Origin of the sequence: Paraburkholderia sp. UCT70 (assembly GCF_050434085.1) — a bacterium.
GTDB lineage: Bacteria > Pseudomonadota > Gammaproteobacteria > Burkholderiales > Burkholderiaceae > Paraburkholderia > Paraburkholderia tuberum.
This window is the reverse complement of the sequence record NZ_JBNPVZ010000002.1, coordinates 79,032-101,504: the sequence shown is the minus strand read 5'-3', so window position 1 is coordinate 101,504 and position 22,473 is coordinate 79,032. Positions and strand designations below refer to the sequence as shown.

Here is a 22,473-nt window from a genome sequence, read left to right as displayed (position 1 = left end):
CGCAGGCGGCGTATCAGCCATCCGCCCTGCTGCGGCGCCCGCTGTCCGGCGTGACCGGGTCGTCGAGCGCGTCGACGAGCGTGCGCCGCCCCGCGTCGAGGATTTCGTCGGCGAAGGTCGGATCGGCGCCTGCGATCGCACGCGACAGCACGAGCGCCCCGACCATCTGACTGAACGCTGCAATCGCATCGCGACGGGTTTGTTCCGTCATCGCGCCTTCCGTGGCGATCATGGCTGCAAGCCGGTCGACATACGCGGCGAGGCCGCGCGCGTAGGACGCACGCGCCGCGTCGGTCATCCGCGGAGCGTCGCCAGCGAAGCCGGACAGCGGGCACCCTCCTTCGACGTTGTCGCGGTGCGAGGCGGACAGGTAGCGTGCCGCCTGCTTCCCCAGGCTGCCGACGTTTGGCGAATCCGCGTAGTCTTGCATCGCCTTTTCCATGGCCGCGGTGACCAGCGCATCCTTCGACTTGAAGTGGTTGTAGAAGCCGCCCTGGGTAAAACCGGCTTCCTTCATCAACTCCGTCAGCCCCACGGCATCAACTCCGCGTACCCGGAAAAGCCTCTCGGCGGCCGCGACGATCGCGCTGCGGTTCTCGGCGGCCTGCTGTCGTGACACCCCCATCGATCTCTCCCTTATACAAGCGATCGCGTCGATTGAAAAACACAATGTCGATCATCATTGACATACCCGAATTACTTCGACACTATTCGCCATAAGACGATGGCGATCGACATTGAGATGAGTGTAGCCGACTTTCGCGCACAACGCGAAGCAACGCCGGCGTGGTACGGATGGCAGTCCAGGTTCATCGCGGTTCTTTGATGCCCGCGGGCGGCGGACGTTGGCGCCGTTCGGCGGCGCAACGGTTCGGTACGCAAGGGCAGGTTTGTTTTCTCCGGATTTCACGCGCGCTGCGAACCGGCGCACATGCGATTCATCATGCGAAAGGATGAGATATGGAGATCGAAGGTGCTGTTGTTTTCGTGACGGGTGCAAACCGCGGGCTTGGCCTTGAGTTCGCGAAGCAGGCGCTCGAAAGAGGAGCGCGCAAGGTCTATGCGGGCGCGCGCGATCCGGCCAGCGTAACGCTGACGGGCGTCGTGCCCGTGAAGCTTGACGTGACCGATCCGGCGGCCGTGGCCGCTGCCGCCGACGTGGCGGGCGACGTCACGCTTCTGATCAACAACGCGGGCATCGCGCGGCTCGGCAGTCTGACGGACGACGGCGCGCTCGACGCGTTACGCGATCACTTCGACACCAACGTGTTCGGGATGCTGTCGATGTCGCAGGCGTTCGCGGGCAACCTTGCCGGCAACGGCGGCGGCGCGATCCTGAACGTACTGTCTGTTGCGAGCTGGATAAACCGGCCGATCCTCGCGGCTTATGGCGTGTCGAAGTCGGCCGCGTGGGCGGTGACCAACGGCCTGCGTCACTCGCTGCGCGAGCAGCACACGCAGGTGGTCGGGCTGCATGCCGGTTTTATCGATACGGATCTGACGCGCGGGCTGGACGTGCCGAAGGCGACGCCGGCCGACGTCGTGCGTCAGGCATACGACGCGATCGAGGCAGGGGCGGAGGAAGTGTCCACCGACGAGTTCACGCGGCAGGTGAAGGCCGGGTTGTCGGCAGGCGTCTATCTCGAGGCTCCGGCGCCGCACTGAAGGCGCCGGAGCGCCCGCTCGTCGCGCGCGGGCATCTGGACGGAAAAGCAGGTCGCGGGCTGGAAGGAGGTGAGCTCTGCGGTTCACGCAGCCGGCGGTCTGATCGTCTCCCGGCTCTGGCACGTCGGGCGAGTCTCCGATCCCATCTTCCACGCCGGCGAGCCTCCCGTGGCGCCAAGCGCCGTGGCGGCGGAAGGATACATCTCTCGCCTGCGTCCGCAGCGGCCCTTTACGGTGCCACGCGCGCTGCAGACCGAAGAGATTCCCGGCATCGTCGAAGATTTGGACCACGCAGCCGCAAACGGTCCAGTTTGAGGATGCGTTTAAGGTGAGCGACGAGCATTTCCGCTTTCTTACGCTGCCGGCGAGACTGCTTGTATTGACGCGGTCATTCGAATGGCCGGGGATATGCGCCACGAATGGCCGGTAGTGGCCGCGCGCTGCCCCATGCATGAGGGACCGTTTCCCGTGGCACGTAAAGCGGCGATCTGCGGCAGGCGACCCGGAGCGCCCAGCCATCGCTACAAAAAGCGGACGCATGACGCACGTGATCAAACTGGAGTTGCTCCAATGCAGCTATCCGTGTGCGTATTTCAAGTACCTGCAGCACGGATTGCCCGCACGGCCTGTTAGCGTCCCCGGCTCACTCGCCTGATGGCAAGGAAGCCTCAAGCGCGGACCGCCACAGTAACCACAATGAGAGCCGAGAAGATCAGCGCCGGGGCGAGATGCCGGAACGGTTCCCGATTTCGTAGCAACGTGAAGAGCGCACCGATCATGATCGCACCGGCCAGCGTTAGGCCTAAGACTCTGGTTTGTTGTCCAGGAAGAAGTGCCGCACTCAACAACTCGAGAGCGCCACAGAGCCACTGAAACCATGCCGGATAACCCCAGCGTGCGAAGTCGCGCTTCACCGCGCCGGGTCTTGCGAGATTGACCACCCCAGCAACCGCGAACAGAACCGCTACGATCGTCGCGAGGATCGATTCTAAAGACGCACTGTTCCACACCATCGTCATGCTCCGTTGATTTGCTGAAAGTGTTTTTGTGCAGAGAGGTCCGCAATCAGGCCGGGGCCATGGGGCTCCCACGCAAGAACTCGCCGGGCATGCTGGCCGCTTACTGTCTGGTCGAGCGCCAGTGCGTCAGCGAACAGTCCAAGCGATTTGCGAGCATCGTCGAGCGACCAGAGTTCGACGCGATCGGCGCCGACCGAGGCCCGAATCGCTTCACCCATTTCGGCAACGGCAACAGCATCTTCCGCGACCACGTTGAAGATCTGTCCCGTGACTCGACCGTCCCCGCTTGCCGCCTGCTCCACCGCGCTCAGGTAAGCCGTGGCGAGATCGTCGACGTGAACGGCAGGCCAGTGATCGCGACCATCGCCGACGACCCTCACACTGCCGGTCTGACGGACCATCCCGGCAAGCATACCGAAGACGCCGCCGCCGTAGCCGTGCACCATCGCCGGCCTGAGAATCACTGCGGCAATCGAGCGACTCGCCGCTAGCGCCCGCACATGTTGCTCCACTGCGGGCCGCCAGGCGATGAGTGGTGTCGGGTTCAGCGCCGAAGCTTCAGTCGCGGGCTCCCCCTCCGTATTGCCGTAGACCCAGGTGCCCGACGTATAGACAAACGCCGCGCCCGGCTGCAAATGCGAAAGCATCGCTACAGCCGCAGCCTCATCAACGGCACCGGCGGAAGCATCATTGGTCGACGCCATGTGCACCACGCCCTCAGCGGCCCCGGCGGTCGCAGCGAAAGACTGTGGCTCACGCAGGTCGCCGGAATGCAGTTTCACGCCGAGATCTGCCAGCGCGCTGGCAGCAGCCGACCTGTCCTGGCGCACCAGCGCCGTCACCTGATGGCCGCGGCTGATTGCCTTGCGCGCGACCGCTTGCCCGATGTAGCCAGTACCACCTGTAATGAACAGTTCCATAGCGTTCTCCTCGATGATTGCCTGCGAAGTTGATGAGTCACACGAACGAGACTTACCGGTCTCGTTTTGACAAATCTAAACGAGACTGACCAGTCTTGTCAACTACTCGGCGATCTGTTATTTATCTGGGATGAACACGCCCTCTCTCCCCGACCTGAGCCCGCTGCAACGCCGTAAGCGGTCCGCCATCCTCGAAGGCGCGAAAACCGTTTTTTTAAGCCAAGGTTTCGGCCTGGCAACAATGGATGATGTCGCCACGGCCGCTGGCGTCGGCAAACAGACGGTCTACCGCCACTTCAAGTCGAAGGAGGCGCTCTTCGTTGGTCTGGTGAGCTCGATGTGCGCTCAGGTGGGTGGACTTCTTGCCGAGGCTCAGGACGAGCAATCCGATGGATCACCCGAAGTCGAGTTGCACGAGTTGGGGTGGTTGCTGGCAAGAAGCCTTATCGTGCCGGATTACCTGCGGCTTTACCGGGCCATCGTCGCTGAGGCCGAGCGTCTTCCTGAACTCGGCCAGGTGTTTTACGAAAATGGCGCAAAGGTCGTGCGTGCCTTCGCGGCAAAAATTCTGCGAAAGCGATTTGACGAATCGACTGCTGTATTGCGGGCAGCGACATTCGTTCAGTTGGTGCTAGGCGACGCGTATCTGGAACTGTCAATTGGCTACACAGTGCCCGATGTTGAAGCGCGCTTTGCGCTGCAGATTGACGAGGCCGTGGCGGCTGCACTTCGCTAAAATGGGCCAACCTTGGCAGTTTTCCGCGTAGCGACACTCCACATCAGTTCATTTTGACGCCGCGACCAAACTAAGCGCGTATGCTGGGAATATCCGCCTTGTCACGCAACGCACCAGGAGCAACACCATGGCCAAGAGTCAATTACGCAGCACTCGCGAAGCGAAAAAGCCCAAGCAACCCACGAAGCCGTCAGTGCCGGCACAGCCGTTCAGCACGGTTCGTTCGCGGGTTGCGAACGAAGGTGTCGCCAAGAAGAAGACGTAAATCGGTTGGCCGCGGACACGCGGCACAGCGATCACATGCAACTTGTAACGTTCACCGCAGTAAATTGATATCTCCACATTGAAGGCGCAAACCGCTTCGGGAGGCGCATCATGATCCATCACCACTCGGACCCCACTTTTCGTGGGCTTCCGCTCACGGCCGAGCAAGACTCGGAAATTCGTCACTACCTGAACAGGAAGGCCAAGCTGGGCAAGCCATGGAATACTCCCGAGCTGCGCGGGATGCTTGAGGACATGCTGCTGCCGCCAAGTACCGAAGACGACAGCGAGAGCGATATCCCGGGCGACGCGTCGACCGCCGCTGAGCGCGCAGCCGCGTTCGTCGATCAGGACATGGAGCCAATCGAGGCGTATGAGGAATTGCATGCCGCGATGGAAGCCGAAAGCATGAAAGGCGATCCGCACTAGCGGGAGCGCTCCGCGCAGGTAGTGAGCGTGCAATCCGGTCCATCTGAGGCGTAGAACGAAGGACGACACATGGCACTCAGTTTTTCTAACCCCAGCCGTAGCTATGATGGGATCAGGCATGGCGTGTGGTTCTGGGGATACGACAAAGCACGCGAGATTACCTTCTTTGTGGAAGACCGCGTACTGAAGCATTTCGACTCCGCCCTCGGTACTGACGAAGCCGAGGTGCTGGCCTCCTTCGACCGGAATCGCAATGAGATCCTGAAGGTCGCCATCACCCTCTATGCCGAGGGACCGCAGACTCTCTACACGCTGCACTAAAGCTTCATCCGGTCACCCATGCTGAATGAGTTAATCCAGTTTAGGCGATCAACGCGTTTTCATGCAGGCTCGCCCCGTTGCTGCCGGTCGACGGCTTCCGCATCCTGAGGCTGTTTTTGATGCACTTCGGCCAGTCGCCGGGGCGATCGCTGACGACTTCTCGACCGAAGTCGACTCTTGATATCAGCCCAGGGTTCCGTTCGCCTCCACATCGACCGGCGACTGCAACGAGCCGGTCAGATTGAGCACGCCATTGCGAACGTTGGTCGGACCGGTAAAGGTGTTCTGGCCGGATAACGTGAGCACGCCGTTGCCGGCCTTGGCCAGTGCCCCGCTTCCGGAGAGCACGCCGGACCATGTCGCGCCCATGCCGTTGGTGTCGATGGTCGACGTCGTGCCTCCGACCAGCGTTGCGTTGACGCCTGCGCTCAGCGCCGAACCCACCACCTGTATCGTTCCTCCACCGAGATTGAATGCATAGGTGCCACCCAGATTGTTGAAGTCGCCGAACAGCGAACTTCCGCCAATCTGCGGTGTGCCGCCCGACAGGTTATACGTGCCGTTGCCGGCCGCCGCGAGGAACAGTCTCGACGCGCTGCCGATTGCAAGGGTACCGCCGGTCTGGTTGATCGTACCGGTGCCCTGGCTACCCGTGGACGTGACGTTCGAGCCGATGAACAGCGTCCCGTTAGCCACGTTGAAGGTGCCCGTACCGCCCTGGTTGCCGATGTTCAGCGACACCGGCGTGCCCGGCATACCGAAGACGACGTTGCCCGCAGTCTGCGTAACCGTGCCCGTGCCGCCGAAGTCGCCGACCTGGAGCGCGGAGTTGAACGTGAGCGTGCCGCCGCTCACGTTCAACGTGCCAGACGACGTCGATCCGGGAAGAGTTGGGGCATTGCCCAGGCCCAGCGAAAGATAGTCGATGGCGGCGTCGCTGCTCGTCACCGCCAGTCCACCGCCAATCACGAATGCGGAGCCCCCCGATCCTTGCGCCGTCGAGCGTCAGTGTTCCGCTCCCCGTTTTGACAAACTGGCCTTGTTGCGACGTTGGATCGCTCGCAACGCCAGCATTGTTGATCGTGCCGGAGAAGCTGGTGCTCGTGTTATCGGTGCCAACAAACAGGACGTTGTTGGCGGGGGTGTCGATCGTTTCGCTCCCGGAGAGATTGGGCCGTTCGGTCACCGTCTGCTGCGCCAATGCCGGCACGGGTGACAGGCCCATGAGCCAGATGGCATGGAGGATGCAGAAAGACTTGAGTCGCTGGTGCCGCGTCGTCAGCGGAATCGTCAATCGACCGCGCGCCCCCCGGGCAACGTGCTTAACGACGCGCGGTGAATCGATCTTGCCGCCACGACGACCCTCCGTTACCTGCCGGTGGAAGTTTGCCAAGTCAAGCGAGCTTGATTTCGGGAGACCGACCCATCGACGTTGACTTTGGAAAGCATTTCCCCGAACAGTCGTTGCCTTACTGGTTGTGCGCACGCGATTGAGTTGTTGCCAAGTTCTGCTAAGGGTAGGTAGGCAGATTGAATTGTCAAGAATTAACCGGAAGGCTTCGATTGCGGTCCTGTCATGCGAGGTACCAACGGCTCGCCCCCGAGAAAAGCGCCTGAGCATATCGTCGTGTCCCCGATTGGATATCCGCTTTCCAGATTGCCACTGACGTTTGACTGTCCCGGCGATACTTCGGCATCCACTCAGTCAGATCGCGCCCGCCTCAGTTAGAGATGCCTCGGACCCCCCGCGATGCCGCCCGCATTCGTTGGGACTTCTGTTTTTCCAACCATTGCAGTGATTCCTGCACGACCTCGGGCGGAACCTCATTGAATGACGCGCTGCGAATCAGCGCCTCGCTTGCGGCAATGTCGTTGAACTGCCCCAGCTTGTTCTGCACGGATGTCAATTCCTTGATGGTGCGACCGTGTCCGCCTTTGATAACGGGTTGAAAAAACTCCAGCAGGTACCTCAGTTTTTTGCCGGCCTTTCGAACGTCGTGAAGATCCTCCTCGTGGGTGTCCTCGCTGTGTGCAGCGCGTCTGCTTCGCTTTTGAAGTGCACGCTGTGCTAGACGGACACGCTTCTCGGCGAACGCTTGAATGGGTAGATTGTCGCAACGCGACAGCAGTGTGGTTTGCGCGCGAAGCAGGGCATCGTTCAGGAACGCCTCGACATCGTCGCTTTTGATCATCGTCTGGCTATGCACCACCGCCTGCTCGCGCTTCTCGCGCGCCGCGGCCACCAGCAGTTCGATCGAGGCGCCAGACTCCTTGGCGGCTCTCAGCAGATCGCCTGCTATGTCCCAGTCACGGGTTCCGCCTGCCACGGCCGCAAGACGCTTGAATTCTTCGGTGGCTTGCGCGGTCGATTCCTCTCCGAGGTATGGAGAGTACGCCCAATACAAAGCCCGAAGCTTTCTGAAAGCCACGCGAAGCTGATGAAACCCTTCTGCATCGCTCTGCGTGGATAGCTCTCTTGCCCTTTGCACGGCTTCGGCCACCACTGGCGCCGCCAGCGACGAGAAGGTACTAGCGATGGAACTCGTTTTTGAAAGTGATGAACCGGCCGTCCGGCGGTTGACTTTGAAGAGAGTGTTTGGCCGTGGCAAGGACCAGTCACCATCCATATTCATTGCAGCCTCGAGTCGGATAGAAATTTCATTTGCCCAGACCTTACCATAGCGACCCTCGAGCGCCGAGATTGTGACGCGTTGATGACGCACTTTAAGCTGCCGCGCGTCCGCTGTCCTCGCTTCGAAACATTGCCGGCTTCTGCTGTTCTGTATTAGGATGCTCAACTATGTCTGGCAACGCCCGATACGCCGCCGTGTGGTGCGCGTCTTGAGAGCATCTGGGGCATCAGTGGGAGTTCGGTTTGAAGAAACGCGCCACCGTGATCTGTCGCAGAGGTAAGCGAATCCTTCTGGTCGCACGTAGTCAATCAAAGTGGGTTTTACCGGGCGGGATCCTCAAGCGTGGAGAACATCGCACGGACGCCGCACTTCGGGAACTCAAGGAAGAAACTCAACTATCCGGCAAGTCGGCCAAGCATCTCTTCGACTTCCGTGGCAAGCAGAAACACCATCACGTGTTTTCCTGCGAAATCCCGAATCGGGCCAAAGCTCGCCCGAGTAACGAAATATCCAGGTGTCGCTGGGTTCACATGGACGAGATCCGTCGCCTCATGACCAGCGGGCCGACGACCGATATCGTGAAGCTCATGTATCAGCGGCGCAGGAAGTAGCCCAGACCTGCAACTGATACCCCGACGTCCGATTGCACTGCCAGGAACTAAACAAGCGAGGCCGGCGCACCAGCCTCGCTCAGAATTTCGAAGGCCCGAAAAACTACGCCGCGAACTTGAGCGCCTGTGCGAAATCCGCAATCAGGTCGTCGATATCCTCGATGCCCGCGGACAGCCGCAGCATGCCGTCGGAAATGCCCATCGCCTTGCGCGTTTCCGGCCCGGCTTCGAAAAAGATCGTCGGCGCGACGGGAATGATCAGCGTGCGCGTGTCGCCGAGACCGGTCGCCTTGACCGGCAGCTTGAGCGCGTTGACGACTTCGACCATGCGATCCACGTTGAGTAATTCGAACGACAACAGCCACGACGCGCCCTTGAACAGCGTCTGTGCGATCTCGTATTGCGGATGGCTCTTCAGGCCAGGATAGAACACGTTGCCGATCGCTTCGTGCCCTTCGAGAAACTGCGCGAGCGCGAGCGCATTGTCGCTGCTTTGCTTCACGCGCAAGGCGAGCGTTTCCGCGCCCATCGCGATCGAGTGCGCCTGCTCGGACGACAATGCCGCGCCCATGTCTCGCAGGCCTTTCTTGCGGATCTGCAGCAGCCCCTGATCCTTCGCCGCCGAACGCCGATAGTCGTCGGCGATGTTCGGATACGCGCTCCAGTCGAACAGACCGGTATCCGTCACCGCGCCGCCGAGGGCCGCGCCATGACCCGCGATAGTCTTCGTCAGCGAGTTGATGACGAGGCTCGCACCGACCGCCTTTGGCTTGAACAATGCGGGCGAGGTAATCGTGTTATCGACGAAGTACACGATGCCGCGCTCACGGCACACGTCACCGATACCTTGCAGGTCGGGAATCTGCGTGCCCGGATTCGCGATGGTTTCGACGAACACCATGCGCGTATTCGGCCGGATTGCGTTCTTCACGTCGTCGACGTTGCACGCGTCGACGGTCGTGACTTCGACGCCGAGCGCCCGCAACGTGCCGAACAGACTGTTGGTGTTGCCGAACACGTAACGGCTCGACACGAGATGATCGCCCGCGCGCAGCAGCGTCAGGAACGTCGCGGTGATGCCGGCCATGCCTGTGCTGAAGCAGACCGTGCCGACGCCTTCTTCGAGGCTGGTGATCTTGCGCTCGAGCGCGGCGGTGGTGGGCGTGCCCTGCCGCGCGTAATTGAAGCCGCCTTTCTTCGTGCCCTGGAACACGCCGATCAGGTCCTCGACGCGCTCGAAACCATATTGCACGGACGTATGAACTGGCTGACGCAAGGCACCGTGCTCGGTGCCCGCAATTCTGTCGCCGTGAACGATGCCAGTGGTGAAACCTTGCTTGTCCATTCCTTCTCCGCTTTTTTAGATCGATTGCTTCCAACCGATTATCGCCTGTAACCGCTCGCCGGCGAAGTCCTTGGCGTCCCGTCCGGCGGCGCGGGACACCCCGAATGGGCAAAACCCGCTCCGCGATGTTGCGCTGCGGGGTTGACTAGCCTCGGTGGCACGAACAGGCTCTAAGTCTTCATCGACCAGCACGGGAGCGAACGTGGCCGACCCTGATCATCCTGGTAGCAAGCCGAGGACGGCGCACATCGTCGCCGCGCAGGCGAGCCCGTGCGACGAGCTCGTCATCCGCACGCAGCCCATCACGACCGGCCGCCCGTGCCAGCGCAAGCGCCTCGCGCTGGCCGCGACGATCGGTGGTTCGAGCATGGCGTTCATCGATGGCTCCGTCGTCAACGTCGCGCTGCCGGCCATTCAGAGCGAACTCGGCGCGAGCGTCGCGGCGATGCAGTGGGTCGTCAACGCGTATCTGCTGTTTCTCGGCTCCCTCGTGCTGGTCGGCGGATCGATGGGCGACAAGCTCGGCCGGCGCACGGTGTTCATCGCGGGCGTCGCGCTTTTCACGCTGGCGTCGGCCGCTTGCGGGTTTGCACCGAATGCGTTTGCGCTGGTCGCCGCGCGCGCGGTTCAAGGCATCGGCGCGTCACTGCTGGTACCCAGCAGTCTCGCGATCATCGGCGCAGTGTTCGACGACGCAGCGCGCGGACGGGCAATCGGCACCTGGGCGGGCGTCGGCGCGATCACGTCGGCCGTGGGGCCGGTGGCGGGCGGCTGGCTCGTCGACGCGTGGTCGTGGCGCGCGATCTTCTTCCTGAACGTCCCGCTCGCGGCGCTGACGATCGCGCTCGCCATATCGGCGGTGCCCAACAGCCACGGGGCCGATGCGCCTGGACAGCTCGACTGGCCCGGCGCACTAAGCGCGGCCACGGGCCTCGCCGCGCTGACGTTCGGCCTGACCGAAGCATCGGCGCGTGGCTTCGCGCATCCGCTCGTATTCTGTGCGATTGGCGCCGGCGTGCTGATGCTCGCCGCATTCGTGTCCATTGAGGCGCGCAGCCCCAACCCGATGATGCCGCTCGACCTGTTTCGCTCGCGCGACTTCGCCGGCGCCAACCTCGTCACACTGCTGCTTTACTTCGGCCTTGGCGGCACGTTCTTCTTCCTGCCGTTCACGCTGATCCGCGCGCATGACTACACCGCGACCGAAGCGGGGGCGGCGCTGTTGCCGGTACCTTTCATCATCGGTCTGCTATCGCGCTTCACTGGCGGTCTGACTAGCCGCTTCGGTTCGCGCACGCTGCTGACCGTTGGCCCGGGCGTCGCCGGAGTCGGGTTCACGTTGCTGGCGCTGCCGTTCGTGCGCGGCAGCTATTGGGCTGAATTCTTCCCTGCGCTCGTCGTGCTTGGGCTCGGCATGACGATCACCGTCGCGCCGCTTACCACGACCGTGATGGGCGCGGTGCCGAGCGACCGCACAGGCGTGGCGTCCGGCATCAATAACGCCGTTGCGCGCGTAGCGGGCCTGCTGGCGATTGCGGTGCTCGGCATCGTATTCGTGTGGTCGCACCACGCGGCGCTATCGGCGCGCCTCGACGAACTGCATGTGCCGCAAGATACGCGCCAGAGCGGGCAATTGCTGGCGCCGGTCGAGCAAGCGGGAGGGGCGGCGGGCGCCTCGCATACGCCGCGCGAGACATCCGTGGCGCGCGCGCAAGCCGATGCGATGACCGACGCGCTGCGGGCCGTCGCGCTCGTCTGCGCCGCGTGTGCGTTCGCCGGAGCGGGGCTTGCGATGGCCACCATCCAGCCGCTGAAACGGCCGGCGGTGGCGCGCCCGGAGTGAGATACGAAACTCAGTGGTGAACAGGCCGCACCGGGGACCCCGTCGGCCGGATCACGGCGGCCGCTCGCGCCTCGATTCTTGCCGCCGACGAAGTCGGTTGATGTGGAATGGTCGCGCTGTCGTACCCGTTCATTTGTTCATCGATGACGAAATCCGCGACTCTCATCGCGTCCATCGAGTTGCCGTCCACGTCGTTCCACTCACGAATCGCGCGATTGACCTTGGTTAGCGCGGTGACAGCAAGCAGTATGGCGTCGGTCTCGGTGATCTTGCCTTCGAGATCATCTACGAGGTAGTCCGCAACACGTAGAGCCGCGCCGATCAGATTGCTGTCGTCGCTCAAGTCCGTCAGTACCGCATGAACCACTGCGAGGCAAGCATCTTTGCGTGCAAGTGCGATGTCTGTCATGAGGTTCTCCAGAGTCGAGGTACAAACACAATTTATTCCGAGTGCTCCCTGCATGTCGAATGCGCCCACCGCGAAGCCGCCACCGCGTTGCCTTTACCAGCGCTGGTGGACGTGCGGCGCGATATGGCGCTGATAGACATCCCGGACCCGTTGCATTACCTCGTCGGACAGCGGCGCGAGGCTCGCGGCCGAGACGTTCGACGCCGCCTGGGCCGCGTTTTTGCTGCCCGGGATGATGACGGAGACGGCATCCTCCATCAGGATCCAGCGCAGAGCCAGCTGCGCCATGGAGGCGTTCACGGGTACCAGGCCGCGCAGTTCGTCGACCGCTTGCAACGCGACGTCGTAGGGCACTCCGGAGAACGTTTCGCCGACGTCGAACGCCTCGCCATGCCGATTGAATGCACGATGGTCGTCTGATGCAAAAGTCGAATCCGCGGACATCTTGCCCGTGAGCATGCCGCTGGCCAGAGGCACTCGCGCGATGACCGCAACGTCTTTCTTTTGCGCTTGCCTGAAGAACAGATCGGATGGACGCTGACGGAACATGTTGTAGATGATCTGCACCGAAACCACGTTCGGATATTCGATCGCCTTCAGCGCCTCTTCCACCTTTTCGACCGACACGCCGTAGTAGCGGATCTTGCCCGCGGCGACGAAGTCGTCCATTGCGTCGAACACCTCGGGACGGTAGTAAACCTCCGTCGGCGGGCAATGCAGCTGGACCAGGTCGAGCGTGTCGACGCCGAGATTCGAGCGACTCCGGTCGATGAAAGCTTCGAGCTCGCACTTGTTCAGATAGCCGCTGGTCACATGCGGGTCGAGTCGGCGCCCGAGCTTGGTGGCGACAATCGGACGTTCGCCGCCTCGTTGCCGCAGCACGTCGCGGATGATCCGTTCGGAGCGACCATCGCCGTAGACATCGGCCGTGTCGATGAACGTGACACCGTTATCGAGCGCGGCATTTAGCGCGGCCTTGGCGTCATCTTCCGCAACACTGCCCCACGAGCCGCCGATTGCCCATGCCCCAAAACCGATTTCCGACACATTCCAGCCGGTACGACCAAATTTTCTCGTCGAAAGCGTCATTTGGATGCTCATCCTCTGTTTTTTGCAAAGTTGCGTCGCAGGCGGTTCATTACCCTTGCGGGAGCGCCGGCGACCTTTGTACATAGTGTAGCAAGCGGGCAGGGCCGTTGAAGTGGGGTATGCGTCCGGACGGAATCGATGATCGCCCGCGCGATGCGATGAAGTATGATTTCCACGGCATCGAAGCGGCTGCTCCGACAACAGGACGTGGAACCCGGATAAAGGTGGCGTAATGACAACCAATGCAGGTTCCGACGGCATTGCAAACGACGGGCTCGGCGGCACTCGCACGAGTGCACGGATTCCGGCCATCGCACCATCGCGCACCGCGCTTGTCGTCATGCACTACCAGACCGACATTCTCGGACTCTTTCCGTCGGTCGCGTCCGCGTTGCTCGCCAATACGCGCAGGTTATGCGACGCGGCCCGGGCCAAAGGCGTCAGCGTCTATTTCGCCAACCTCAGGTTCAGTCCGGGCTATCCGGAAGTCAGCCCGTTGAACAGGAATGGGCAGGGAATCAAAAGTCTTTGCCTCTTCCTCGCAGACCGGACCGCGCCAGAGTTGGGCCAGCAGGCCAACGAACCGCTCGTCATCGCGCATCGTGCGAGCGTGTTCTTCGGCACCGATCTGGAGGCGAAGCTTTCCGGGCAAGGTATCGATTCGCTGATCATGGTCGGCATCGCGTCGACCGGCGTCGTGCTCTCCTCGGTCGCGTACGCCAGCGACGCGGACTTCCGCCTGTATACGGTGAAGGATTGCTGTTACGACCCGGACCAGGTGGTCCACGAGCATCTGTTTTCTACCGCATTCGATTCACGCACAACGGTGCTGTCACTGGCGGATGCGCTACTGCTGCTCGCATAGACCGATATCGCCAGCTCGATTACGTCTTTCCCCGGCGTTCCGTTGGTTTCGCTACGAACAAACCCCGCTATCGCACCAGCGCTTTCGGCCCGCCCGGCGTGACCGAATAGCCGTCGTTCAGCGTCTGCAGGAACGCGATGACGTCGCGAATCTCGGCCTCGTTCAGCGCGGGCTTGCCGCCGAGCTTCCGATCCATCGGCGCATCCGCGAGGTCGACGTTGTTGCGATAGCGGCGCGGCAGATCGTCGAATTTGTCGACCTTGCCGTTGGCCCCCTTCGGATACCACTTTCCCGGATTGGTATCGCGCTCGACATAGAAGCGCATCACGTCCTCAAGCTGATGAAAGCGGCCGTTGTGGAAAAACACCGAGCGCGTCGCAACGTTGCGCAGCGTCGGTGACTTGAACATGCCGCAGAAGCCGGTTTCCTTTGCCAGATCCGAGCGATAGGGGCCGCACAGGCCAAGGTCGAAATACGTCGGATCGCGATTGGCCGGAATTTCAGGGTTGCGCGGCACCCCGAGCGCAATGAACGAAAAGTCGGCGAATTGCGCCGGCCGTCCACCGGGCCCGGGCGCGTCCAGATGGCATTTTGCGCAATTGCCCTTGTCGGGGTTGTTGAACAGCGCGTAGCCGCGCAGTTCCTGCGCCGTGAAGTCCGCATTGCCCGACATCGCCGCATCGAACTTGCTCGTGTACGGATGGAAGCTCATGTCTTCGGCCTGAAACGCTTCGAGTGCTTCGCCGATGTGCGCGAATGCCTTGTCCGTCTGCGAGAAGACCTGGGCGCCGAAGACCTTTCTGAAGGTGTCGGCATAAGCGCTGTGCCGCAGCTTCGCGACGACTTCGGCCGCGCTGCGGTTGGCCATCTCGTTCGGATTGAGCAGCGGCATCGACGCCTGATCGTGCAACGATGCGGCGGCGCCGTCGCGCATGAAGCCGCCCGTCGGTCCCTTGTCCTCGGTATCTTCCGAGGCGGGCGTATAGAAGTGCCGGCTGAACAACGGCGTGAAGCTCAGATAGCGCAGCGACGGCACCGAACGCGTGCCCGGCTGGCGCATGTCGGCGCCGCCCAGTTGCACGGCAAGGCCGTTCGGTGGACCGTAGGCGTGCTCGGGACTATGGCAGCTCGCGCATGACATCTTTCCCGAGGCCGATAGCGACGCGTCGAAGAATATCTGTTTGCCAAGTTCGGCCCGCTGGCTCAACGCGGCAGAGCTCGCGGGGTAGCGAACCCATCTTTGCACCGAGACTTTGGCGGCCGCCTTGGGCACCGCTTTCGATGCCGCGGCAAAGCCGCCCGCGGCGGCCGTCAGTCCATTGCTCGACGGCGCTTGTGCCGTGGCTGAAAAGCTCACACCCAGCGTGAAGGCGGCGAAGGCGGCAATCGTTGCGGCGCCCAATCCACTCGCCACTTTGAAGCAATCTCGAATCATCTGCATGCGTGCGTCGTTTCAACGGAAGACGGTGGAGCGAAGGCCCCACCGTTTTTTCGATGCTCTCGTCGATCAGAAATTGAACATCGCCATCAGGTCGCCGATCGAAGTCGTGTTGATCGGCAGATACGGGCTTTGCGTCGAGGTGACCGGGTTCGGCAGACGGTCGCGGCTACGCGTCGACAGCGGCTGCAGGCGCCAGTTGCGTTCGATGAATTTGAGCACCGATGCATGATCGTAGTACGTGTGGTCGACCATCCCCTTGCGGGCATACGGCGACACCACGAGCATGGGAATGCGCGGACCGTCGCCGAAGAAATCGAGGTTCTGGATCGCGCCGGTGTCGAAGTGGCCGCCGCCTTCGTCGGTGGTGATCAGGATCGCCGTATGCGCCCACAGCGTCGGATTGGCCTGGACGTTGGCGATCACGGTCTTCAGGAACGCCTCATAGGTGGCCGGTGCCGAATAGCCGGGGTGACCGCTGTCGAGGTTCTTCGGCACGACGAACGACACCGCGGGCAGCGTGCTGTTCTTGATGTCGTTGGCGAACGTCGTCAGATCGGTCAGGTTCGCCTTCAGCGCGGGCGTGCCCATCACCTTGCTCGACGCGACCAGCGGGTCGCCGATGACGTTGTACTGCGCCGACTGTGCAAGCGCCGCCGCCTGCGCCGCCGGCAACCCGTCCGCGAGTTCCAGCAGCTGGGTTTCAGCTGCAAGGTCGCTGGTGGTGCGCGCGCCCGTATACCACTTCCACGACACGCCCTTGGCGGCCAGCGCCTCGGCGATGGTGGGCACGGTCTGCGGCGGGTAGTTGTAGTTGTTCGGACCGATCGGCTGGACGTTGCCGTTCAGGTCATAACCGGGGTTGTAGTTGTTGACGAGATAGTACTTGCCCGCGTCGCAATTGCTTGCGACCTTCTTCGCGGCGAGGAAATTGAGAATGGCTGACACGCCGGCCTGGCTCGCATCGGAACAGTTCACGTAGGAGCCGCCTTCGTAGCCGTCCTGCGTGTAGAAGTTCGCCGTTTGCGCCATCGGGTCAGGATTTTCGATCTGGTTGGCCGGCGGCGTTGCGACCGTGCCGGCCGTGTTGAAGTACGGCTCGTCGGCCGTCGCGATCGAGAAGAAGTTCGCGCCGGTGCCGCCCATGATCGACTGGTGATAGTTGTCGCTAACCGCGTAGGTTTGCGCGAGTGACTGGAAATACGGCGCATCGCCGGTCGACATGTTCATGAAGCCCATCAGTTCGCCGCCCTGCGACGGATTCTGCGGCGTGATGCCGGTCGTATCGCCACCCTGGCCGACCGTGGTGGCCACCCACGTGAACATGTCGTGCTTGCTGTTGTCGCCGCCGGTTTGCTGCCACATCTGGAAGAAGCGATGGACCGGGTCGCCGGTCATCGCGTAGAGCGTCAGCAAGGGCGCGACGGCCGTGACCTGCTGCGCGTACGGTACGTACCTGGTGATCTGGAATGGGCCGTTAGGCAGCGTGGCCGGGAAGCGCGTGTCGGCCGTGCCGCCGCCGGTCGTGAAGGTCTGGAGGTTTTCGATGCCGATCTGTTCCGGCTGCGGCAGAGTCGCGTACGCCGCGCCGCGCGTCGGGTTGATCGTGTAGGCCGTTTGCGTCGTGCCCTGGTTCTGGGCAGCCTGCGCGAAGTTCGGACCCGGCGTGCCGTCCGCGTTGATGATGCCTTCCGACAGCAGGTTCTTGACCGTCTGGCCGGCCGGCGCGACGTAGCCGCCGAACAGGCCGTCGAAAGTCTGGTTCTCGCCGACCACGACGATGACGTGCTGAATCGGCGTCGTGGTCGCGCTGTTGCTCAACGCGAGCGCCGAGGTCACGGCGGCGGCCGGCATCGCGCCGGAGACCGCGCCGGTGGGCGGGATCGAAACCTGCGCGCGGCTGGCGTCGACACCGGCGGCGACCGTGCCGGCGTGCACCGTGAAGCGCGCGATATCGAACAGGTTGTCGAGCGGGTTGCTCGCATTCGCCTGATAGGGCGTGCCGATCGGGTCCGCGACGGTATTGACCGGCACGTTGAACGCGCTGAACAGTGGCTGCAACGCGCCCGCGACGGCCGCGTCGGCCTGGGCGATGCTGCTCGCGGAGATCTTCGCCGACGCGATCTGCGCGCTGGTCGGCGCGCCATTGGGCACGATCCCCAGCACGCGCTGCGTGAGCAGCGACGTCAGCGGATTCAGATTGGCGACCACGGAGACGGCCGCACCCGACGACGCGGGCGCGGGATCGATGACCGCGGACAGGGTGGCCGGCGTGCCGTCCGCATCGTTGAATGGCGCGGTCAGCACGAACGGCGCCTTGCCCGTCATCGACACGGTGAACTTGCCGGTCGCGTCGGTGACGCTCGACTGGGTGCTCTTCCCGTCGCTGTCCGTCACCGTGACGGTGACGCCGACGATAGGCGCGCCGGCGGCGGCGATGCCCGTCGCGGTGACGCTGGTGCTGGTATTCGCGCTGGCACTCGAGCCGGTGGCGGGCGAGCTGACATTGTCGGGGCCGCAAGCGGCGAGCGAAAGCATGACTCCCAAACCGGCGAGTGTCGAGGCGCTTCTTTTCATGGTCGTTGCGTCGTGTGGGTTGTCGGTCGTCGTTTTTTTCTGTGCCACAAGACTCAAGACCGCTCGACGTCGCGGGCCTGGCTGGCGCCGCGATCTTCCCAACGCCATATGACAAGGCCGTGATGACGTCCCGCGGCTCGATCGACGGTTCTCTCTAATTTGCTACGACGACGCGGTCGATATGGCTCGACCGGGCGACGCCCTGCTTGTGCAAGCGGGCCGATTTCCTGCATGCGAGCATGATTCACGCCTCGTGCACGCCGTATTCGGCGATCACGATGAGTTACTCGCCACATCGGCATGTGATTTGCTGGCTGATACTGGAAGAGAAACCAACCGGATGACAAAACGTGGCGTCGAAAACAACGGGCATCGCCCCGCTCCAGATGTTCGAACGCGTCGTCATCCGGTTGTACGACGGCGGCGTCCTGTCGCCGGCCGTGCTCGAACGTGTGATCGGCGCCTTCGCGCAAGCGGATGTCGACTGGCATGACACGGTGGAGGGCCGCTCCGTCGACGGTCGTTCACTGCACGAAATCGTCGCGCTGACGATGCTGCCTGGACAACCTGTCCGATCGGCATCGGCATCGTTCATGACCGTGATCGAACACATCGCGGGCGTCGCGCCGGATACGGACGAGAAAGCTGCGCAGCCAAAAACCGCGCGACGCAAAAAAACCGCGCCGCCGGTGGATGAAACGGACGCGGAGTCGGAGTCCGAATCGCAAGAACTGCTTGCGCAATTGTCGGGCGACGGACCATCCAGCAAGCGCCGCCGCGCGACCGAACAGGATCGGCCGGCGGGTTCGCGCGGCTATAACCCGTTCGTCAACGCACGGCCGCCGCGTTCGAAGAAGCCTTGACGCTGGTTGCCTTCGTCGACAGGAACGGTCGTTGGCATCGTCGTTCTGGTCGGCGACGAGCGGTTGAGTTGCACTGACATTGTGAGGACGTTTCGCCGACGGGGCGTTGGCCCAACCCGGTTCCCCCGCTGCCGTACACTATCCGCTGGTCGCATCGCCCGCTGCCCGCCAGCTCCCACCCATGCCCACTCCACTCAGTCCCGCCAACTGGCTAATCGTCCGCCGCGATGCCGAAACCGGCATCGAGAGCCTGCGCGCGCATTTCGGCGGCCACGCTTACGATCCGCACGATCACGACGACATGTTGATCGGCTATACGGAGCAGGGCGTGCAACGCTTCCAGTGTCATCGGTCGTTGCACACGAGCGTACCGGGCCGCGCAATCCTGATCGAGCCCGACGCGCTGCACGACGGTCACGCGCCAGAGGCGGCCCCGGCTTCACCTACGCGATGCTGTATCTGCCGCAAGCTTGGGTCGAGCGCGCGGCGCGGCGGCTCGATCTGCCGGGACTGGCCGGCGTCGAGGCGGCGTTCGGGCATACGCTGGTCGACGACCGTGCGCTCGTCGATGCGATCGGCCAGGCCTTCGCCGCGATTTACGGCAACGAGGGGCGGCTCGCGCGCGACCAGACGCTCGATCGTCTGCTGCTGCAACTCGGCGCCCAGCTGCGCGATGCGCCGCTGACCGGCGACCCCGCTGCGTCGCCTGCGATCACGCGGGTGCGCGATCTGTTGCACGAACACATGGACGGCAATCTCGGGCTCGACGAACTCGCCGAAGTTGCCGGCATCGACCGGTTCAGGTTGACGCGTCTGTTTCAGCGCGCGTTCGGCACCTCGCCGCACGCGTATCTGGTGCGCTTGCGCCTGCGCGCCGCGCGGCGCCTGCTCGCGACCGGCCGCACGCCCGCGCAGGTCGCCGCCGAAGTCGGCTTCGCGGATCAGAGCCATCTTGGCCGCTGGTTTCGTCGGGCGTACCGCATGACGCCGGCGGCGTACCGGCAGATGTGCACAAACGTTCCAGACTGATCGCGCGGCATCGTCGATCATGAGCGGCTCAACGAGGAGTCATCATGTTCGATACCAAAGTGGCGCTGATCGTGCGCAGCGATCTCGCGGTCTGGCAGAAGCTCAATGTGGTCGCGTTTCTCGCGACCGGTGTCGCGGCCGCGGCGCCCGATGCGCTGGGCGAGCCCTACGAGGATGCCGCCGGGCACCGCTACGGCCGCATGCTCGGCCAGCCGATGATGGTGTTCGCCGCCGACCGGCCCGGTCTACAGGGCGCGCATCGGCAGGCGCTGTCGCGCGAGCTCAGAATCGTGCCGTATGTGCACGCGATGTTTTCGACGGGACATGACGCGGCGAATCGCGCAGTCTTTCGCGCCGGGGACGCGGCGAATCTCGATCTCGTCGGTCTCGCACTGCACGGACCGAAGAAAGCCGTCGATAAGGCCGTGAAGGGTTTGGCCTTGCACGAATGAGTCAACGAGTGCGCGAGCCGCTCGATTGTCGACGGTACTCGCGCCGAACTCTAAAAGAAAAACGTTTGCCGCGCCGGACGCGAATTGCGTTAAAACAAAAAAGGCTTATTCGGCGAATGCACGGGGCATATCCAAAGGGCATAGATCAGAAAGGCACAAGTAACGCACCCCCTCAATAGCGGATCGTGCCGCCATCGTGGCAATGCGATTGCAAGTCGTTGTCGAGAAACGAATTGTCGGCGATTGCACCCGCGCGCTCGCCCACTCGTTTCAAATGGTTCTTTGCAAAAACGGCTTTCTACGGCACGGACATGCTCGCGAGAAATCCTTGCATATACGTTTCATCCTGAATTTAACCTCAGTCAGAATTGAACGTGTTGATGTTACACTGCAACCCGCTGGAGCCATTCTGGCAAAGGGCTTTGGTGTTTCCAGCTCAACTGTGGTTTGAAACGCGTCCACGACTTGTCGCCGGTGTCGTGCGTGCGGCAGCCATTCACTGGACTTCTCCAACACCCTGCTGCGTTCCCGGATTCCTCAGGTACTAATACCGTGTACTCTCAAACGCAAATCGACCCGGTGGTCAGCTTCCGCAACTCGCAGCGCGAGCACGTGCGTGGGACGATCATTAACCTCCAGAGAAAGTCTTTGGTCATGGAGGTCTATAACCCCTATTCCATCGTGCAGGTCAGCGAGGTGTTAAGCGAGCTGAGCGTGCGCATGGGCACCAAGAATGCCTATCTCGGCAAGGCCGTGGTGGTGAGTCTGGTGAACACCGGTCTGACCGCGGTGGTTTCGCTGGCACTCATCGACGAATGGCGCGAGCTTAGCGTTCTGCCCAATGAAGCGAAGTCGGTGGGCCGGGAAGCAGAACTCTTTATTAGCGACTGGGACGCGCGCTTCAATATCCGGCGCGACTATCAGATCGTCGTGAACGAGATGCGCGCGTTCCTGTCGGAAGTGTCGCGCTGGGTGGAGCAGGTCGACCTGACCGAGAGCTTGCCGAAGACCGGAGAAGGCAGGCTGCGCGAGGACCTGTTCTACGAGCTCGCCACGCCGATCATGCTCAAGATCAAGTTCTTCCTCGACCGCCTGGAGGAAGAGGCCGAGCGCGTCGACGCCGAGACCGCACCCGTGCATCGCACGTATGCGCAAGCGGCACTGCATCCGTTGCTGCTGCGCGCGCCATTCGTCTACCGCACGTTCACCAAGCCGCTCGGCTATGCCGGCGACTACGAGATGGTCAACCAGATCCTCAGCGATCCGCAGCAGGGACCGACCACATACTTCCAGATCGTCAATACCGCGTTCCTGCACGCGGCGGTCGCGACTGCGCACCGCAACCGCATCACGCTGCTGATCGACTTTCTGACGCGTCAGGCCGAAGCGGCGCGCGCTGCCGGCAGGCCGTTCCGCATCCTCAACGTCGGTTGCGGGCCCGCTTTCGAGATCCAGCGCTTCGTGCGCGAATATCCGCATCCGGAGCTGCTGTCGTTCGAGCTGGTCGACTTCAGCGAGGAAACGCTGGCGTTTACGAAGGAGGCGATCGAAAGCTCGGCGAATGCCGCGGGCCATAAAGCCTCGGTGCAAATGGTGCATCAGTCGGTGCACGATCTGCTCAAGCGTAAAATTTCAACGGACCCCTCCGCGCGCGAATTCGACGCCGTGTACTGCGCGGGTCTGTTCGACTATCTGTCGGACAAGGTCTGCGCGCGTCTCCTGAGTTACTTCGCCGCTCGCACGCGAGCTGGCGGCCAGTTGCTGGTCACCAACGTCCATTCGGCGAATCCGGAGAAGTACGGGATGGAGCATCTGCTCGAGTGGTATCTGATTTATCGGAACGAGAGCGGCATGAGCTCGCTGCTTCCCGCCAACTCCACTGACCAGAAGCTCTACGTCGACGAGACCGGGGTGAATGTGTTCGCGGAAGCCACGATCCTCTGAACCCGTGTCGACATCCCTGTT

General features: G+C 62.5%; 21 protein-coding genes and 2 pseudogenes. 13 read left to right on the top strand and 10 right to left on the bottom strand.

Translation table 11 applies throughout. The features are described from left to right. Positions 1-13 precede the first annotated feature (13 nt). Complete coding sequence (locus OKW41_RS02720) at positions 14-625, bottom strand: TetR/AcrR family transcriptional regulator (RefSeq protein WP_429571494.1); 612 nt, start codon at positions 623-625, stop codon at positions 14-16. A gap of 335 nt (positions 626-960) precedes the next feature. On the opposite strand from OKW41_RS02720, the gene OKW41_RS02715 reads away from it, so the two are divergent. Together OKW41_RS02715 and OKW41_RS02710 are read left to right on the top strand one after the other, a co-directional pair. Beyond that, on the top strand, positions 961-1,665 hold the full coding sequence (locus OKW41_RS02715) for an SDR family oxidoreductase (RefSeq protein WP_429571493.1): 705 nt from the start codon (positions 961-963) through the stop codon (positions 1,663-1,665). Positions 1,666-1,695: 30 nt separating this feature from the next. Then, positions 1,696-1,968: pseudogene (locus OKW41_RS02710) on the top strand (alkene reductase); the annotation flags it as partial. Between the two features lie 365 nt (positions 1,969-2,333). On the opposite strand, the gene OKW41_RS02705 reads toward OKW41_RS02710, so the two are convergent. Then, entirely contained in the window at positions 2,334-2,678 is a 345-nt protein-coding gene (locus OKW41_RS02705; protein WP_429444476.1) for a DoxX family protein, read from the bottom strand. A gap of 2 nt (positions 2,679-2,680) precedes the next feature. Continuing rightward, entirely contained in the window at positions 2,681-3,604 is a 924-nt protein-coding gene (locus OKW41_RS02700; RefSeq protein ID WP_184061500.1) for an NAD-dependent epimerase/dehydratase family protein, read from the bottom strand. Positions 3,605-3,734: 130 nt separating this feature from the next. Here OKW41_RS02700 and OKW41_RS02695 point away from each other — a divergent pair, with 130 nt between their 5' ends. The 4 genes from OKW41_RS02695 (at position 3,735) to OKW41_RS02680 (ending at position 5,354) form a co-directional block, all read left to right on the top strand. Continuing rightward, positions 3,735-4,340, top strand: a complete 606-nt coding sequence (locus tag OKW41_RS02695; RefSeq protein ID WP_429444472.1) for a TetR/AcrR family transcriptional regulator — start codon at positions 3,735-3,737, stop codon at positions 4,338-4,340. Positions 4,341-4,467: 127 nt separating this feature from the next. Continuing rightward, positions 4,468-4,605: a hypothetical protein gene (locus tag OKW41_RS02690; protein WP_429444470.1), complete on the top strand. Its 138-nt coding sequence runs from the start codon at positions 4,468-4,470 to the stop codon at positions 4,603-4,605. Positions 4,606-4,715: 110 nt separating this feature from the next. Next, positions 4,716-5,033, top strand: a complete 318-nt coding sequence (locus OKW41_RS02685; RefSeq protein WP_429444468.1) for a hypothetical protein — start codon at positions 4,716-4,718, stop codon at positions 5,031-5,033. A 69-nt stretch (positions 5,034-5,102) separates the two neighbouring features. Next, on the top strand, positions 5,103-5,354 hold the full coding sequence (locus OKW41_RS02680; RefSeq protein ID WP_429444466.1) for a DUF1488 domain-containing protein: 252 nt from the start codon (positions 5,103-5,105) through the stop codon (positions 5,352-5,354). Between the two features lie 183 nt (positions 5,355-5,537). Here OKW41_RS02680 and OKW41_RS02675 read toward each other — a convergent pair whose 3' ends face one another. After that, entirely contained in the window at positions 5,538-6,302 is a 765-nt protein-coding gene (locus OKW41_RS02675) for an autotransporter-associated beta strand repeat-containing protein (protein WP_429444454.1), read from the bottom strand. Between the two features lie 773 nt (positions 6,303-7,075). Continuing rightward, positions 7,076-7,987: a CHAD domain-containing protein gene (locus tag OKW41_RS02670; RefSeq protein WP_429571492.1), complete on the bottom strand. Its 912-nt coding sequence runs from the start codon at positions 7,985-7,987 to the stop codon at positions 7,076-7,078. A 242-nt stretch (positions 7,988-8,229) separates the two neighbouring features. On the opposite strand from OKW41_RS02670, the gene OKW41_RS02665 reads away from it, so the two are divergent. After that, entirely contained in the window at positions 8,230-8,598 is a 369-nt protein-coding gene (locus OKW41_RS02665; RefSeq protein WP_429444450.1) for an NUDIX hydrolase, read from the top strand. Between the two features lie 103 nt (positions 8,599-8,701). On the opposite strand, the gene OKW41_RS02660 is transcribed toward OKW41_RS02665, so the two are convergent. Beyond that, a complete protein-coding gene (locus OKW41_RS02660; RefSeq protein WP_187614652.1) occupies positions 8,702-9,943 on the bottom strand; it encodes a cystathionine gamma-synthase family protein in 1,242 nt (413 codons plus the stop codon). Positions 9,944-10,145: 202 nt separating this feature from the next. On the opposite strand from OKW41_RS02660, the gene OKW41_RS02655 reads away from it, so the two are divergent. Next, on the top strand, positions 10,146-11,786 hold the full coding sequence (locus OKW41_RS02655) for an MFS transporter (protein ID WP_429571491.1): 1,641 nt from the start codon (positions 10,146-10,148) through the stop codon (positions 11,784-11,786). Positions 11,787-11,796: 10 nt separating this feature from the next. Here the strand turns inward: OKW41_RS02655 and OKW41_RS02650 are convergent, their stop codons facing one another. Continuing rightward, the gene (locus OKW41_RS02650) at positions 11,797-12,264 is read right to left on the bottom strand and encodes a hypothetical protein (RefSeq protein WP_429571490.1); all 468 of its coding nucleotides are present in this window, start codon (positions 12,262-12,264) and stop codon (positions 11,797-11,799) included. A gap of 24 nt (positions 12,265-12,288) precedes the next feature. Next, a complete protein-coding gene (locus OKW41_RS02645; protein WP_429573333.1) occupies positions 12,289-13,284 on the bottom strand; it encodes an aldo/keto reductase in 996 nt (331 codons plus the stop codon). 232 nt (positions 13,285-13,516) lie between these two features. On the opposite strand from OKW41_RS02645, the gene OKW41_RS02640 reads away from it, so the two are divergent. Then, the gene (locus OKW41_RS02640) at positions 13,517-14,149 is read left to right on the top strand and encodes an isochorismatase family cysteine hydrolase (protein WP_429571489.1); all 633 of its coding nucleotides are present in this window, start codon (positions 13,517-13,519) and stop codon (positions 14,147-14,149) included. Between the two features lie 67 nt (positions 14,150-14,216). Here the strand turns inward: OKW41_RS02640 and OKW41_RS02635 are convergent, their stop codons facing one another. Both OKW41_RS02635 and OKW41_RS02630 read right to left on the bottom strand, forming a co-directional pair. After that, positions 14,217-15,590 carry a cytochrome-c peroxidase gene (locus tag OKW41_RS02635; protein WP_429571488.1) on the bottom strand — a complete coding sequence of 458 codons (1,374 nt, stop codon included), beginning with the start codon at positions 15,588-15,590 and terminating at the stop codon, positions 14,217-14,219. 66 nt (positions 15,591-15,656) lie between these two features. Continuing rightward, positions 15,657-18,164: an alkaline phosphatase family protein gene (locus OKW41_RS02630; protein WP_429571487.1), complete on the bottom strand. Its 2,508-nt coding sequence runs from the start codon at positions 18,162-18,164 to the stop codon at positions 15,657-15,659. A gap of 350 nt (positions 18,165-18,514) precedes the next feature. Here OKW41_RS02630 and OKW41_RS02625 point away from each other — a divergent pair, with 350 nt between their 5' ends. The 4 genes and pseudogenes from OKW41_RS02625 to OKW41_RS02610 all read left to right on the top strand — a co-directional run bounded on the left by OKW41_RS02625 (position 18,515) and on the right by OKW41_RS02610 (position 22,452). Beyond that, entirely contained in the window at positions 18,515-19,027 is a 513-nt protein-coding gene (locus OKW41_RS02625) for a hypothetical protein (RefSeq protein ID WP_429571486.1), read from the top strand. 181 nt (positions 19,028-19,208) lie between these two features. Continuing rightward, positions 19,209-20,056, top strand: a pseudogene (locus tag OKW41_RS02620) (helix-turn-helix domain-containing protein). Positions 20,057-20,100: 44 nt separating this feature from the next. After that, on the top strand, positions 20,101-20,508 hold the full coding sequence (locus OKW41_RS02615; RefSeq protein WP_429444432.1) for a DUF2000 family protein: 408 nt from the start codon (positions 20,101-20,103) through the stop codon (positions 20,506-20,508). 552 nt (positions 20,509-21,060) lie between these two features. Then, the gene (locus OKW41_RS02610; protein ID WP_429571485.1) at positions 21,061-22,452 is read left to right on the top strand and encodes a class I SAM-dependent methyltransferase; all 1,392 of its coding nucleotides are present in this window, start codon (positions 21,061-21,063) and stop codon (positions 22,450-22,452) included. Positions 22,453-22,473 lie beyond the last annotated feature (21 nt).